Source organism: Pseudomonas sp. NBRC 111140 (assembly GCF_001320885.1).
In the GTDB taxonomy this organism is placed as follows: Bacteria; Pseudomonadota; Gammaproteobacteria; order Pseudomonadales; family Pseudomonadaceae; genus Aquipseudomonas; species Aquipseudomonas putida_P.
Genome location: NZ_BCBQ01000081.1, coordinates 1 through 15,006, shown reverse-complemented (window position 1 = coordinate 15,006; position 15,006 = coordinate 1). Strand labels below are relative to the sequence as shown.

Genomic DNA, 15,006 nt, shown 5'->3' with positions numbered 1-15,006 from the left:
CAAGCGGGGCGATTGCGCCTGTGTTCAGCGTTAGAGAGCGCATATGGCCATCAGTCAATTCAGCTACAACTCCATCCCTCCCGAGGCCGAGGCGCTTCGCGCCGACGTCCGGGCATTCATTCAGGCCCATCTGGCCGATTATCCACCGACCTTGCGTGCCCATTCCTGGATGGGCTTCGATACCGAATTCAGTAGGCAGCTGGGCGCCCGTGGCTGGGTCGGCATGGCATTGCCCAAAGCCTACGGTGGCGCGGCGGCGGGGCCATTTGCGCGTTATGTGGTCATCGAGGAACTGCTGGCTGCCGGTGCGCCGGTCTCGGCCCATTGGATTGCCGACCGCCAGAGCGGGCCGCTTATCAACCGCTTCGGTACCGAGCAGCAGAAGCAGCGCTATCTGCCTGCCATCTGCCGGGGTGAAAGCTACTTCTGCATCGGCATGAGCGAGCCCAATTCCGGCTCGGACCTGGCCTCGATCAAGAGCAATGCGCTACGCGAGGGCGACAGCTGGCTGCTCAATGGGCAGAAGGTCTGGACCACCAACGCGCACCATTCGCAATACATGATTGCGCTGGTGCGCACCGGCGAAAAACAGGCCGCGCGTCACGAGGGTATGTCGCAATTCATCGTCGACCTGAGCCTGCCAGGGATTACCATCCGGCCAATCCGCGACCTGGCCGGGGGTGAGCATTTCAACGAAGTATTCTTCGACAACGTTCGCCTACCCGCCGACGCGCTGATCGGCAGCGAAGGCAAGGGCTGGGAGCAGGTAACTGCGGAACTGGCGTTCGAGCGCAGCGGCCCAGAGCGCTTTCTCAGTTGCATGGCGCTGCTCACCAGCCTGATCGACGCGTTGGGCAAGGTGCCCGATGCCCTGCAGGCACGGGAGATCGGGCGCCTATCGGCCAGGCTACTGACGTTGCGCAACATGTCGCTGTCGGTCACCGCACAACTGGCTGCAGGGGAGCATCCGGCCTGGGCCGCCTCGTGCGTGAAAGACCTGGGCAACGTGTTCGAACAGGAACTGCCGGAAATCGCGCAGTTGCTGCTGGACACCGAGCCGCGCCAGGTCGGTGGCAGCGAATACGCACGGGTGCTGGCCTACCTGACGCAAATGGCGCCGTCTTTTTCACTGCGTGGCGGTACGCGCGAGATTCTACGCGGCATCATTGCCCGTGGCCTGGAGTTGCGATAATGCGCGAATTATTTGAGACGATGATCGAACGCCTGTTTGCCGATCTGTCCACCCCGGCCTATGTGCTTGGTTGCGAGGGCGGCGAGTGGCCAGCCGAGCTCTGGTCTGCACTCGATGAGTCAGGCTTTACCCTAGCGGGCGCCGCCGAAGCGCTAGGCGGCGCGGGCGCCAGCTGGGCGGATATCTATGTAATGGTCCGAGCCGCCGGGCGCTATTCGGTGCCGGCCCCGCTGGGCGAGGCCTTGTTGGCCAACTGGCTGCTGAGCAAGGCGGGCCTTGAAGGGCACGAAGGCGCTTTGAGCATCGCCGCCCATGCCGATTTGGCCCTGATCGATGGGCACGTCAGCGGCACCGCCCGCGCCGTACCCTGGGGGCGCAATGTAGATGCCGTGGTGGCCGTCGCCACCACCGATGCAGGTACACCGCAGGTGGTGTTGCTGCGACGCAGCATGGCCTGCGAACTCACCCCCAGCCTCAACGTGGCGGGAGAGCCGCGCGATGACCTGGTCTTCCGTGGTGCGCGCGTAGTTGCCCACGCACAGCTGCCTGATGGCCTCGGTGTCGATGTCCTGGAACTTGGCGGCGCGATGCTCCGCTCGGCGCAGACCGCCGGTGCGCTGCATGCGTTGCTGGACATGACCGCCAACTATGCGCGAGAGCGCAAGCAGTTCGGCAAGGCTATCGGGTCGTTCCAGGCGATCCAGCAACAGCTGGCGGTACTGGCCGAACAGACGGCCGCTGCCAGTATTGCCGCTGAAGCAGCCTTTTGCGAGTCCGACGACGGGCTCGCGGCATTGACCATCGCCGTAGCGAAAATCAGTACCGCCGACGCCGCGAGTGCCGGCGCCAGCATCGCCCATTCGGTACACGGCGCCATTGGCTTCACCGAGGAATACCCGCTTCACCTGCTCAGCCGACGGCTGTGGGCATGGCGCAGCGAGTTTGGCTCGGCCAGCCTCTGGAGCCAACGCCTGGGCGCACAAGTCTGCCAGGGTGGCAGCGACGGATTCTGGCCATTGTTGACCCACCACGGCAAGCAACCATTGACCGGCCTTGCGAGCAATTGACTATGACCCCTTTTCTTCAGATCGAGCGCGAGGGCGGTATCGTCACTGTGCGCATGAACCACCCGGACACCCGCAATGCCCTGACCACACCGGAGCAGATCCAGGAGTTTGTCGATCTGTGCGCCGCGTTGCGTCGCGACAAGTCCGTCAGGGTCATGGTGCTGACCGGCAATGGCAGCGCCTTTTGCGCCGGCGGCAATGTCAAGGATATGCACGAGCGTGCTGGTATCTTCGCAGGCTCGCCCTATGAGCTGCGTAACACTTACCGTGACGGCATTCAGCGCATTCCGCTGGCGCTGTACGACCTGGACATTCCGGTTATCGCCGCCGTCAACGGGCCCGCGATTGGAGCGGGCCTGGACCTTGCCTGCATGTGTGATATCCGCTTGGCATCCACCTCGGCGGTATTCGCCGAGAGCTTCGTACGCCTGGGTATCGTGCCGGGCGATGGCGGTGCCTGGTTGCTGCCGCGAATCATCGGCGTTCCCAAGGCGAGTCTGATGTCCTTTACCGGCGATACCATCAATGCGGTCAAGGCCCTGGAATGGGGGCTGGTTGAGCAGGTGTGCGCGCACGAGACCTTGATGGCCGAAGCGCGTTCGTTGGCAGGGCGCATCGCTAGCAACCCGGGGCACTCGCTGCGACTGTGCAAGCGCTTGCTGCGCGAAGGGCAGCACATGCGCCTGGACTCATTGCTCGAGCTGTCGGCGGCTTACCAATCGCTGGCCCACCACACTGAAGATCATCAAGAAGCCGTTTCGGCGTTTGTCGAAAAGCGAAATCCCGACTACCTCGATCGGTGACCGCATAAAGGCACAACCGACGGAATTTTGGAGTATTGAAGATGCGTGGCGTTTTCCGTGAAGACCACAATATGTTCCGCGAACAAGCGCGCCGGTTCGTCGATCGTGAGATCGTGCCCTACCTGCATGAGTGGGAAAAGAACGGCATTGTGCCCAAGGAGGTCTGGCTCAAGGCGGGGGAGACCGGACTTTTGTGTTCTACGGTACCCGAGGAGTACGGCGGGCCTGGCGGGGACTTCGGCCACTCGGCGGTGATGATCGAAGAACTGGCGCGTGCCAATGCAACCGCGGTGGGGTTTACTACCCACTCCGAGATCGTTGCCCCATACATTGTCGCCTACGGTAGCGAGGAGCAGAAACAGCGTTGGCTGCCCCGGATGGTCAGCGGCGAGCTGATTGGTGTGATCGCCATGAGCGAGCCAGGTATCGGCAGCGACCTGCGCTCGATGCGGACCTTGGCGCGCCGGGAGGGCGATGATTATATCGTTTCCGGGCAGAAGACCTTCATCACCAATGGGGGTAATGCAGGCCTGACGGTGACCGCGACCAAACTCGACCTCAGCGCCAAGGAGCTCACCCTTATTTGCGTGGAAGAGGGGTGCCAGGGGTTCTCCAAGGGACGGTTGCTAGAGAAGATTGGCTTGAAGGGCCAGGACACCGCCGAATTATTCTTCGACGATGTGCGGGTGCCTTCCAGCAATCGGCTCGGAGAGGAGGGGCAGGGCTTCAAGTACCTGACTCATCAATTGGCATGGGAGCGCCTGATCATCGCGATTCGCGCCGCCCAGTCGATCCAGACGCTACTGGAAGAGACGATCGAGTACACCCGGGAGCGGAAGGTATTCGGCAAGCCGGTGCTGGATTTCCAGAACACCCGGTTCAAGCTCGCCGAAGCAAAGGCTCAGTTCACCATGCTGAGAGTATTTGTCGATGATTGCCTGGCCAAGGTCATGCGCGGTGAGCTGCCCGCGGATGTGGCGGCCATGGCCAAACTGCTGGGCTCGGAGATGCAGGGCAAGCTACTTGACGAATTCCTGCAACTGCACGGCGGCTATGGGTTCATGAGCGAGTACAAGATCAGCCGAGCCTGGGTCGATGCGCGTGTTGCGAGGATCTACGGCGGTACCTCGGAAATCATGAAAGAGATTATCGGTCGCACGCTTTAGGCGCCGACGGGCAGGGCGTGGCAGTGCTGCCAGTAAGGTCACCGGAGAAATGAAAACAATGAGCCTTTATCGAGCGTTCACAGGTGTTTGCTTGTGTCTTGCTTGCTTGTTCGCCATGGCGCAGCCGCCGTCGAGTGACGTCTACGATGCTGAAAGCCAGCGCGCTCGTGCACTGCTGGCGAAGGCGGTGGCCCGTTATCAGGCCAGCGGCGATAACGCCCTGGCCGAGTTCAGCCGCCAGGGTGAGTTCGTCGATGGCGAGTTGTACATCTACGTGGTCGATACCTCTGGGGTGATGCTGGCCAGCGGCGGGCCATCGGTGTCGCTGGTCGGCAAACCGGTGGTGAGCGTGCTGGACGACGACCTCAAGGCCGCGTTTCGTCAAGCTATCGAGCAGCCCGCTGATGGCACCGTGCGCAGCGCCGAGTATCGCTGGTGGAACTGGCAACATGCCAAGGTAGAGCGCAAGCGCGTGTTCTATCAACGGGTAGGCGAGCGGGTGATCTCCGTGGGCTATTACATGCCGCGCTCCAGCTTTGAACAGGCCCGTGAGCTGCTGCAGCGGGTCGTGGACCAAGTGCACAAGGACCCAAACGCGGCCTTTGCCCTCATCAACCAGCACGACAAAGAGCTCACTCAGGGTGACCTGTATGCCTTCGTGGTGGACATCAAGAGCCAGCGCTTCGTTGCCCATGGCTTCCTGCCGCGCCTAATCGGTACGGATTTCAAGTCGCTGCGTTCCACCGATGGCCAGCCGATTGGCGAGGCTATGTTGCGGCAAATGCAACAGCATGAAACCGGTGAACTCGACTACCTGTGGCGCAACCCCATCACTGGGCAGAACGAGTTCAAGAAAACCTTATTGCAGCGGGTAAACGGGTATGTGGTTGCGCTGGGATACTACAGCGGTCAGTAGGCCGGCGCATCCTAATGCGCAGATCCTTTCGATCATCTGCTTCAATTTCATCGGGTACATATGCAGCGGCTTGCCGCTGGCGGTGCTGCCGGGCTTCGTGCTTCATGACCTCGGCTTGGGCGCGGTGCTGGCCGGCGCTGTGATCGGTGTGCAGTACGTTGCTACATTGCTTGCACGGCCGCTGGCTGGCAGCGTGGCGGACCGCTTTGGGGCCAGGTGCTCGGTGCTGTGCGGGCTCGGTGGCCTGATCGCTAGCGGCCTGTTGACCTGGCTTGCGCTTACGCTGCTGGCTCCAGTGTCGCTGTGCCTGGTGCTTCTGGTGCTGGGCAGGATCATCTTAGGTCTGTGTACCGCCATGATCTCCACGCCCTGCTGTACCTGGGCGATTGGCCTGAACGGTGTGCCCAGCACCGCCAAGGTGATGTCTTGGAACGGCATCGCGGCCTATGGCGGTGTGGCGGTTGGCGCGCCGTTGGGAAGTTTACTGGGCAATACGTTCGGCATTGCCAGTGTCGGGTTGTGCAGTGCTCTGCTGGCCTTGGTATTTGTGTTCATGGCGTTGGTCAAGCGCCCAGCGCCGATAGTGGCTGGGGTACGACTGGCCTTTCATCGGGTACTGCTGGCGGTGCTGCCCAATGGGATGGTGCTCATGTGCAGCTCGGTTGGATACGGTGGGCTCATGGCATTCGTCGCACTGTATTTCGACAGCCTGGGTTGGCAGGGTGCGGCGTTTTGTCTGAGCGGGTTTGGTGCGGGTTTCATCGTGGCGCGGCTGGCATTGCCGGGCATTCTGCACCGGTTGCGCGGCTACGCGGTGGTTGCTGGCTGCCTGCTGGTACAGACGAGCGGCCTGCTGCTGGTCGGGCTGGCACCGTCGCCGACACTGGTGATCGCAGGGGGCACCCTAACTGGCATCGGCGTGTCGTGGGTCTATCCAGGGCTAGGCATGGAAACGCTGGCGATGATCCCGGCGGCTAACCGAACCTTGGCGCTCAGTGCACTTTCATTGTTTTTTGACGTCGCAGTCGGGGTGGCAGGGCCGGCGCTGGGCCTGGTTGCTGCAGGCTACGGCTACGCTTGGGTGTTCCTTTGGTCTGCACTGTTGTCAGGGAGCGCTGGGGGGCTAGTTCTTCACCTGTATTGGAAATCCAGTTCTTTCCACCGTTGAACTCAATCTTTAGGGGCAGTAGTCATGAGCAATTCCATTTACGATATTTCCTTGCAGCAGATCGATGGCACAGCCAGCACCCTTGGCCGTTATCGCGGCAAAGTTCTATTGCTGGTCAATGTGGCTTCGAAGTGCGGGCTAACCCCACAGTATGAAGGTTTGGAAAAACTCTATCAGCGCAAGAAAGACCAAGGGCTGCAGGTGTTGGGTTTCCCAGCTAACAATTTCAAGGAGCAGGAACCCGGCAGCGACACTGAAATCGCCGAGTTCTGCTCGTTGAACTACGGTATACAATTCCCGCTGTTCTCGAAGCTGTCGGTCAACGGCGAAGATCGGCACCCGCTATACGCCGAGCTCACGGCTGCGCAACCCGAGACGATTGGTGAAGGCCCATTCAGGGAGCGGCTCAAGGGCTATGGCATCGTGGCTAATAACCGCACGGACGTGCTGTGGAATTTCGAGAAATTCCTAGTAGACCGGATGGGAAAGGTTGTCGCCCGTTTCGCTCCCGATGTGGCGGCTGACGACCCACGCTTGCTCGAAGCAATCGACGCTCAGTTGGCCAGAGGGGTATAAATCTGTGCTGACAATAGGTACGGTCAAGGCGCTTCACACACACCTTGGGCACCTGCGTGCCGAGCACAGCAAGATAGCGCTGGTGGCCACCATGGGCAACTTGCACGACGGGCATATCGCGTTGGTTGAGCTGGCCAGGCAGAAGGCCGACGTCGTGGTGGTCAGTATCTTCGTCAACCCCCTTCAGTTCGGGCTTGGCGAAGATCTGGCCAATTACCCCAGAACGCTGCAAGCCGACAAGGACCGCTTGGCGGCTGTAGGATGCGATGTGCTGTTTGCACCCACCGTCGAACAGATGTACCCGGATGGAATGCAGGATGTCACTCTCGTCAGGGTGCCACGAGTTTCTCAAGGGTTGTGTGGCGCCTCGCGCCCTGGCCATTTTGATGGCATGGCGACGGTGGTCATCAAGCTGCTGAATGTTGTCCAGCCGGACGTTGCGATCTTTGGTGAAAAGGACTACCAGCAGTTAGCGGTCATCCGTGCAATGGTGCGAGACCTCAACATAGGGACGCAGATCGTGGGGGCGCCGACAGTTCGTGCCCAGGACGGCTTGGCACTCTCTTCCCGAAATGGCTATCTGAGTGAGGAGCAACGTTCGATGGCGCCGTTGCTGCACAAGTGCCTGGTGGACCTAGCGTCATTGCTAAAGCTAGGGCAGGAGGTCGGCCCCTCATTGAATGGTTGCCGACGGCGGTTAGAGGCTGCAGGGTTCGAGCTTGAGTACCTGGAGGTCAGAAACGCGCAGAGCTTGGAACCGGCGACACACGATGACGACCACTGGGTGATTCTGGTTGCGGCTCGTCTAGGTAAGACGCGGCTTATCGACAACCTTGTGGTCGATGTTCTCTTTCCAGCGGTCGTTTCCACCTTGAAGTGAGAGGCGGATTTTCTTCTACAGGAGCTACCTACCGCGTGATTACCCCTTCGATTGTACAGCTCTCTACGGGTTCAGTTGCAATTACAATCTGCGAGCGGAGAAAACGAATCATCCAGAAGATCAACCAACCAGCCTGTTCGACCTGGCTTCCTGTTTGGGAAAGAACGTATCCTTTGCGTGCTTTTGTCTTTCGCACCCAAACAGTCCAGCAGGTGTCTCCAGCGCTTACAAGCAGCGATTGCTAGCTGATCGCGAACGAAAAGTGGTTCTTCAAAGTTCTTGGTGCTGTACAAATGAAGCGAGGCATGAGTGCGTGGCCCGCTGTTGGATAGTGTTCGGTCATTTATTACATAAGCTGCTGTTCTGATGTTAGTTACCCCCTGTTCGTCTCTAGCCGATTGCTGCCCTCCCTGTAGAGGATCCTACGCTTGAAACTTTGCGTGGAAATTTGCGGTGATCGAAGCAACGCAGAATACGAAGGTTGAGGTGACCAAAAAATAATATTGCATTGAAATAAATAAGGGGCGCATGCCCCTTATCTTGAGATTAGCCAATCGGCTGAGTATTCGCTGGTTCAGCAGAGCTCAGAATAGCTATCGCAATAAATAACCCATCGGTTGGCCGTTTTTATCGAAGCAGAGAATTGCTTCACAATATCCGCCCAGCTGATCGGCATTCGATTCGCTGATCTCGGGCAACCATTTACCCAGCTCCGCTATAGGCACCTTATTGTTGTTGATGTGGCAGTCGTCATCCAGACGTGGATTACACCAAGCGGTTTTGACTTCTGGCCATTCGGACCGAGGCGTGGAAGGGCCGTTTGAAGCGGCTGATGCAGCTCCGTCTTTTTCCAGATTCCATGCTGCCCAACCACCGTTGTACCGTTTGTCGAAGGTCGAAACCAGTTCATTATTCGGGACACCGGAATCCATGTAGAACTTCATAAGCAGGCTGCCTGCTTTTGCGTAGGAAACTTGGTGGGTTGTATTGATGTGGTATGCGACTGGCTTGCCATCAGTACTGCTACCTATGCGATACCATATCGAGAGCTGGAACGGTGTATCCTCTTTCCAGTTGCCAACCTCCGCACCTCGAACTCGACAACTGCCACGTTGACACATGCCATTGACTTTATTAGTTAAACGCACATTATGTTGACGTTGCGCATCCCAGAGTTCCACGTAACGGGTACTGGTAAGCCACGTGCAGAACAGCATAGGTTGACCCGTGTGAGCTGGTCTGGTGACACAGGGGATTGCGTCGGGTAAGCCGCTCGGTGACGTTTCATCAGGAAAGAAAGCCGCAGTACCTTGGTATGCGGAAATTTCAGCGTTAGCCTGAGCACAGGACGCAAGAAGAAAAATGCCAAAGATACGTTTCATGGTTTATTTCTGACTATGGCGGGGAGAGTGGAGTAAACAAAACGACTATTTCTTGTAAACAATCTTGAGCTTTTTGTTGACGTAGTCCTTGATGATTTCGTAGTCGGGGTTGTATGTAACCAGCGTATGGCCTACACCTGCCGCGGCCGTTAGTGTTGCAATGGTCAATGTCGCAGGTGTTGTCAGCACGCTGAATACAGCACCGAGTGTGCCGCCCTGTACCACGGTACTTTTCACATCGCTTCTGACTCGACACTTCAGTCCCTGGCTTTCAATCTTGGTTTCAACCAGTTTGATGCCTGCCATGAATTGGCCTCTGAGGCCGTGAATCTGGAAGGATGCTTTGCTTTTCACAAGAGCCTCAATCTGCGCTTCATTCAGACCGGTTACGACGATCATGGTATTTCTCAGCTCCCTGCAAGGTATGGAGATCTTCAAGAGGTCGGAAATCGACCTTTTGAGTTGAGTCTCATCTTGAAAGGCCCTTCATGTCAACAGGTTGATGCTCAACCATCCAGGTTGATCTGGAGGGTGGCATGTCAAAAATTGATTCCAAGCAGTTGGCTGAGGTCGTGGGGCAGGCGATAGCTCGCCAACGAATGCGATGCAAGCTGAGTCAAGAGCAGGTCGCGGAGCGATTAGGATTAGGCAGTGAAGCTGTTTCCCGGATCGAGCGCGGGGTCGTGATGCCTAATGTTGAGCGTCTGGTGGAACTGGCGGCGATCTTTGGCTGCGAGACAGCCGATCTACTCACCGAGGGCAGCTCGCGTCCTGAGGATCAGGCACGTCGATTACAGGCGCTGCTGACCCCGTTGAATCTGGATGATCGGGCGATGGTGCTGGAGTTCGTGGAGCGTTTGGTGGCGCGTCTAAGTCGGGGCTAAGAGCTTTTCATAATGAAAGCCCGAGCTTTCACGCTCCTGCTGGGTTGGAGCTGCCAGGGCCGCTGGCAGCTTACGTATTGCGTCTAGTTCGATGGAGCCGAGGAATCTGCTCCGCTGGGCGCCAATGTATTTACCAGGCGGCAGAAAACCCAGCACGCCAACAGCATGGCAATTAGTAGTGGCGGAAACCGCACTATTAGAAGTACCAGCAGCAGAAGAGCCACGCTACCTGCGAGGATGCCAGCGAAAAAGAGCATGGCAAGGAAGACCCGTAGCAGTTTCATCAATATGTTCTCCTCAAAAGTATCCCTGTTCAGCCAGCGGTAGGGATAAGTATCAGTCGATTCATTGCGCTTCAGCTTGTACATCCAGCTTCTCGGCTAGGCTGATTTTCGACGTACGTTGAGGAAGAACGGCTGGTGCCTGGTTTTCTTCGATAGGGTAGAACTCCTCGGCGATGGCCCTAACGTCTTCCTCGCTGTCCTCGAAGGCACCATTGTCGAAGCCACGCTGTGCCGCCTTATCCAAGGCTGTCTGATCGAAACCTGCTGTTTGCCGCTGCGATTCGAGCTCGCAGGCAGCCTTTAGCGCCTCCTTCATGTCCATGCCGGCCCGTACCGTCAGGTCGACATAGAAGATCGGGGTGCCGAGGCTTTGGCGAGTCGATTTGCCACGCAGACGCAACTCCAGCGGTAGGCAGGCTAGCCGATTACCCGAGATCGCCTGGAAGTAATGCAGGCGAGCCGCCAAGGTCCGGATGCTATTGAAACCCGTGGTGCGGAACACGAAGCTGCCCAGCGGATCGTCGTCGCCAATGACCACGTTCAGCCGGCCGTAGGGCTTGCACGCTCTACCCTGGGACAGCGGACAGGCGTCGGGCGAAGGGCAAGGAAACGACTGTATGCCGTCTTGGGTGACCCGTTTGCAGGTCTCGCCATTACCGACACATAGCGGCCGTCCAGACTGTCGATCGAACAAGGTGTAGTCGGCACGGAAATTCAACTCCGGCTCGTTGAATAGCATTCGCACCGGGATGTTTCGCAGCTTGTCTCCATGGCTCTGACGCAGTTCGTCGTTGAGCGGGTGCAACAGCCAACCGTCCTTGCTCTGTACCTGAGAGGTAATGGTGAACTGATCATCTTTTTCCGGCAGGCGCTTGCCGTTTTTCTCGATGACCTTGCCGATGGAGATGCGCCCGAGAACAGGGGGCGTCAGGGCTAAGCCTTTGAGCATCGTGATTCTCCTGGAAATGAAAAAAAGCCAGCCATGCAGAGCGAACTGCATGGACTGGCCAAGGGGAGGGAAGGGTGAAGAAAATGGAATCAGCCGACCAGAAAACGCCGCGCGCCGGGTTTCAGCAGCGGGTATTTGGCCTGCAGGTAGGGCTTGTCCTGAAGCAGTTGAGCGACATCGAGGGCGACACTGTCCTTGGCTTTGCGCCAGCTGACGTAGCCGCTAGAGAACTCAGCTCGACTGGCATTACCCATGGCCTGCTGCAGAATTTGCTTGAGCTCAGCCTCGCGCTTTTCTTTATCGGCAATCGACTGGCGTACGGCTTTGAGCTCGATGAAGACGGCGCTCAGTCCGGCGTGGTTGCTGAAGTCGATGATCTGGCCGTCATCCTTCGGGTAGAGACAACGTAATGCCGCTTCGGAAGAAGCGGTGCCATTGGCTGGCGGTGGCGTATCGGTCTCCACGTGCTGCCAGAACTTACGCTCCAGTTCGATCAGGCGCGCGATGAGTTGTTCGTCCCTCTCAATTCGATGGACCTCCAGCGTCTGACCGCCAAGCAGCACCGCTACATCTGCAGCCTGCTTGCCCGTGACGGCGAGCTGGTGCATGACCTGCAACACCACATACTCGGGCACGCCTTCCTTCCAAAGGCGTGCCCCGTTTATGCCGGCTGTCTTGCATTCGAGGATCTGTACCTCGTCGGTACCGACGACCTCGCGGTCGATGTTGGCGAGCATCCAAGGCAACTCCGGATCCGGATGCTGCAGTACGGCGTTGGTGCGACGGACCTTGTGTTTGGTGCGCTTGCTGTAGTGCCAGGCCACGATGGGCTCCAGGACATTGCCCCAGTACATCGGGCTTTCTTCATCCTGGGGATCGGCCTTCGGCAGTCCAGTGTCGCGACCGGTCTTCTCCAGCCACAGCTCCAGCTGCGACTTGTATGGATTCAGCCCCACCGCAGCGGCGGCATCAGAACTGCCGATGCCTTGCTTGCGGATCTGCAGCCAGTCCAAGCGCGGCAGCTCCTTGGTGCTGACCAGGCGCAGGGCTGGGCGTTTCTTGCGAGTACTGCCGTTCAATGACATTGCTTTCATGCGGTTCACCTTGAAGACGGAAAAACGCCCGACCAGCACAACACTGACCGAGCGCGAGGGGAGGTGAGGGCGGCTTTAAGCCGCGAGTCGCAGCGCGGCATCCAAGGCGCGTTGCTTGATCTGAGCGCCTTGGCCGAACCACGCCGAGTCCATGCGGTATTCGTTGTTGCGCGCACGGCGCTCGTGGTCGACGTATTCCGTCACAGCGTTGAGCAGACCCCAAGCAGTGCCGCGGGCCGATTCGAGCTGGCTACCGCGACCACGACCTTCATACAGCTCCTGGACTTTGCGCAGGGCGCGCTCGTTCGGTAATACCTCCGGTATTGCACCGGTTGGGCTGGTTTCGCACAGCACGGACATGAAGAATCCCAAAGCCTCGTGCCACTGCACCTTGCGTTCGGCCAGCGTGCGCATTCGGTACATGAAGTCGTCCCATTGCGAGACGGCAATGCCGAGTTGTCTCTTCACGACCTTCGGGTCGAAGCGGGTGTTGTGCGGTACCTTAATCGCCCGGCTGGTGCCATCCAGGGCTATGGTCAGAGTGTTATTGCACACCACCCGCACGGTGGTCGGGGTTGCCGTGGTGGCAAGGGTGCCGTCGCACGACGTGGCAAGCAGCAGATACCCATTGACTTGGTCGTTGCCCCTGAGCGCGGCGCCTTGTCCGGTACGCGCCAGTGCCCAGAACTTGCGACCACCTTTGAGTACGCCAGCTGTTTCCAGCTCGTATCCGGAAACTTCGGTGAGGTCGCGGTAGAACTCCAAAACTTCCCGAGGCTGCACGGTGTGGTAACGCTGCGATACCACTGATAGCGGCGCCTTGGTGTCTGAGCGGTAGAGCACCTTCTGCTCCGGGAAAGAGTGGATCGCGCCCAGGTGGCCCGTGACCTCTGATTTGAAATGCACGGGGCTTTCGAGGATCTGCCAGTCCATGCCCGCTTCACGTTGCCAAACTTCGATGGGTTGTTTTTGAGTGAGTTGATTGCCCAGACCGTGCCATGGAGTGGCGCCGGCATAGGCCATGGTTTCGACGAGATGTGCCATTTGAATGATTCCTTTGGGAGCAAGAGGGCATAAAGTGCTGCGCGAGGCGCAGCACCGTCCGGACGTTATGAGATGAGGAGAGAGGAGCCGGATCAGGTCGGTAGGTTGAAGCGATGACCGCAGAGCAGACAGAGGTTGTGAGCCAGGACGTGGCGGTCGAGCGACTCTCCGAGCTGAGCGCCGAGCGCGCAGCCGCCTACGCCGCCGGCCAGTCCGCCGAGGATGGCGCCCGACACGGTACCGAGGGTGACGCCGACAGGGCCGGCGAACGCGCCGATAGCTGCACCCGCCTGACCGCCAGCCAGGGCAGCGCTGACGCCACGTGCAACACCGCCCACGGTACCGATGGCGGCGCTGACTTTCATGGCGTGATGGAAGGACGCAACTTTGGGGGAGTGACAGCGGGGACACTGCAATGACATGGGTTGAACCTCTTTAGTGGTATGTCAGGGCAGTTATGTGTGGTTGAGTTTTTTTTGAATAGAACAGTTGCCTTGCTCACATTGTCCTAAGGACTCTCGGATAAAGTCAGCGTAGGCCGTCCAACCTGTGCTGAAACAATTCCCCGTTCAGCCACTCCCAGTAAGCTTTGCTCGATCTTGCGCAAGATCAAGCAGACCAAGGCACAAGTGCGCGTGAAGGTGGAGCCCCGTTCCGGGTGATCAAATGGAACGATTCAAGCAAAGGAGTGAGAATTTGATATCCCAGAAAGAACCCGGTGAACTCGAATCACAGAGCGAGCTAAACGACCTGAACGAGAAGCCCCGAATAGAATTCGAGTTCACAGATGAGATGTGCCGGCGAATGATTGAGTCGGAGAAAGAGCATCGACGTGAGCAACGTCGCCAATGGTGGCGTGAGTTCAGTTGGATATCTTGGTTCTTCGATCAATATCCGAATGAGGATTTCTACAGGCCATCACCCGTCGAACGACGCAACACAAGGCAAGAGATGACGTACCACCGTTTCCGCCAGATGACGAGTTGGTCGTTCTGGTCGCGAATGAAATCTTCCACAGGTATCAAGCTGGCTGCAGTGGGCGGCCTGATTGCCACGTTCCTTCAAGCCGCCCCTGAGCTGAAAGGTGCCCAGGCAGCCGTTGGCCCATTGAGTTGGTTGCTGCTGGGTGGCGGCTTTTACCTGCTCGCCGTTCTCTGGTTTGAATTTAGGTGTCCGGTATTGCTCAAGCGTACCCTCGCCGGGAAGGATGAATACCTGGGGATTGAGGGGCGGCGCTGGCTTCTTGCGCTCGTCGAGGATGAACTCAGGCGGTGGTGGAGCATCAAGCTCTACGATATGGAGGTTGGTAGCACTCGACCAGAATCTGGGGAGTATGAGATAGCTCAGGCGATCCAGAGCTATAGGGACACCCCAGCTTATGGTGGCTTTGGGGAGTATGCGGCCGCGCGCATTGAGCACGCACTACATGAGTATGGCCAACTTACCTCGGCGGTCATCTGGACAGAAGGTTACAAGCCAAACGAGTACCACCGGTTCGCCCCGGGGCACCGGATTTGTCCACTGAACACACCTCTTCGCAATTTTTACCTCAGCTGCATGAGTTCAAGCGAGGCAGAGATGGCTAAGGTCGGACAGGAAGG

The 15,006-nt window shown here is 58.4% G+C and carries 16 protein-coding genes; 10 read left to right on the top strand and 6 right to left on the bottom strand.

Annotation, left to right across the window (positions count from 1 at the left end; translation table 11 throughout):
* The first annotated feature begins 43 nt into the window (after positions 1-43).
* The 8 genes from APH42_RS22205 to panC are packed head-to-tail and all read left to right on the top strand — an operon-like array spanning position 44 to position 7,768.
* A complete protein-coding gene (locus APH42_RS22205) occupies positions 44-1,192 on the top strand; it encodes an acyl-CoA dehydrogenase family protein (protein WP_046785927.1) in 1,149 nt (382 codons plus the stop codon).
* Positions 1,192-2,259 carry an acyl-CoA dehydrogenase family protein gene (locus APH42_RS22200; protein WP_060494219.1) on the top strand — a complete coding sequence of 356 codons (1,068 nt, stop codon included), beginning with the start codon at positions 1,192-1,194 and terminating at the stop codon, positions 2,257-2,259. The genes APH42_RS22205 and APH42_RS22200 overlap by 1 nt, the downstream gene beginning before the upstream one ends.
* Positions 2,260-2,261: 2 nt before the next feature.
* The gene (locus APH42_RS22195; RefSeq protein ID WP_046785929.1) at positions 2,262-3,062 is read left to right on the top strand and encodes a crotonase/enoyl-CoA hydratase family protein; all 801 of its coding nucleotides are present in this window, start codon (positions 2,262-2,264) and stop codon (positions 3,060-3,062) included.
* A 41-nt stretch (positions 3,063-3,103) separates the two neighbouring features.
* Entirely contained in the window at positions 3,104-4,228 is a 1,125-nt protein-coding gene (locus APH42_RS22190; protein ID WP_046785930.1) for an acyl-CoA dehydrogenase family protein, read from the top strand.
* Between the two features lie 58 nt (positions 4,229-4,286).
* Positions 4,287-5,144, top strand: a complete 858-nt coding sequence (locus APH42_RS22185; protein WP_046785931.1) for a cache domain-containing protein — start codon at positions 4,287-4,289, stop codon at positions 5,142-5,144.
* A complete protein-coding gene (locus tag APH42_RS22180; RefSeq protein ID WP_054573056.1) occupies positions 5,110-6,312 on the top strand; it encodes an MFS transporter in 1,203 nt (400 codons plus the stop codon). Before APH42_RS22185 ends, APH42_RS22180 begins: the two co-directional genes overlap by 35 nt.
* A 24-nt stretch (positions 6,313-6,336) precedes the next feature.
* A complete protein-coding gene (locus APH42_RS22175; RefSeq protein WP_046785933.1) occupies positions 6,337-6,888 on the top strand; it encodes a glutathione peroxidase in 552 nt (183 codons plus the stop codon).
* Between the two features lie 4 nt (positions 6,889-6,892).
* Positions 6,893-7,768 (top strand): pantoate--beta-alanine ligase, encoded by an 876-nt coding sequence (panC, locus tag APH42_RS22170; protein WP_060494218.1) that lies wholly within the window; start codon positions 6,893-6,895, stop codon positions 7,766-7,768.
* 593 nt (positions 7,769-8,361) lie between these two features.
* Here the strand turns inward: panC and APH42_RS29485 are convergent.
* Positions 8,362-9,150: a hypothetical protein gene (locus APH42_RS29485; RefSeq protein ID WP_080952103.1), complete on the bottom strand. Its 789-nt coding sequence runs from the start codon at positions 9,148-9,150 to the stop codon at positions 8,362-8,364.
* A 45-nt stretch (positions 9,151-9,195) separates the two neighbouring features.
* Positions 9,196-9,549: a hypothetical protein gene (locus tag APH42_RS22165; RefSeq protein WP_060494217.1), complete on the bottom strand. Its 354-nt coding sequence runs from the start codon at positions 9,547-9,549 to the stop codon at positions 9,196-9,198.
* A 137-nt stretch (positions 9,550-9,686) separates the two neighbouring features.
* On the opposite strand from APH42_RS22165, the gene APH42_RS22160 reads away from it, so the two are divergent.
* Positions 9,687-10,034: a helix-turn-helix domain-containing protein gene (locus APH42_RS22160; protein WP_060494216.1), complete on the top strand. Its 348-nt coding sequence runs from the start codon at positions 9,687-9,689 to the stop codon at positions 10,032-10,034.
* 345 nt (positions 10,035-10,379) lie between these two features.
* Here APH42_RS22160 and APH42_RS22150 read toward each other — a convergent pair whose 3' ends face one another.
* The 4 genes from APH42_RS22150 to APH42_RS30570 all read right to left on the bottom strand — a co-directional run bounded on the left by APH42_RS22150 (position 10,380) and on the right by APH42_RS30570 (position 13,827).
* Complete coding sequence (locus APH42_RS22150) at positions 10,380-11,267, bottom strand: hypothetical protein (protein WP_046785937.1); 888 nt, start codon at positions 11,265-11,267, stop codon at positions 10,380-10,382.
* 89 nt (positions 11,268-11,356) lie between these two features.
* Positions 11,357-12,361: a YqaJ viral recombinase family protein gene (locus APH42_RS22145; protein WP_046785938.1), complete on the bottom strand. Its 1,005-nt coding sequence runs from the start codon at positions 12,359-12,361 to the stop codon at positions 11,357-11,359.
* A gap of 75 nt (positions 12,362-12,436) precedes the next feature.
* Positions 12,437-13,405, bottom strand: a complete 969-nt coding sequence (locus tag APH42_RS22140) for a DUF932 domain-containing protein (protein WP_060494215.1) — start codon at positions 13,403-13,405, stop codon at positions 12,437-12,439.
* Between the two features lie 92 nt (positions 13,406-13,497).
* Positions 13,498-13,827 (bottom strand): hypothetical protein, encoded by a 330-nt coding sequence (locus APH42_RS30570; protein ID WP_080952104.1) that lies wholly within the window; start codon positions 13,825-13,827, stop codon positions 13,498-13,500.
* A 244-nt stretch (positions 13,828-14,071) separates the two neighbouring features.
* Between APH42_RS30570 and APH42_RS22130 the strand changes: the two genes are divergently transcribed.
* A partial coding sequence (locus tag APH42_RS22130) for a hypothetical protein (protein WP_156352855.1) occupies positions 14,072-15,006 on the top strand: 935 nt, incomplete at its 3' end.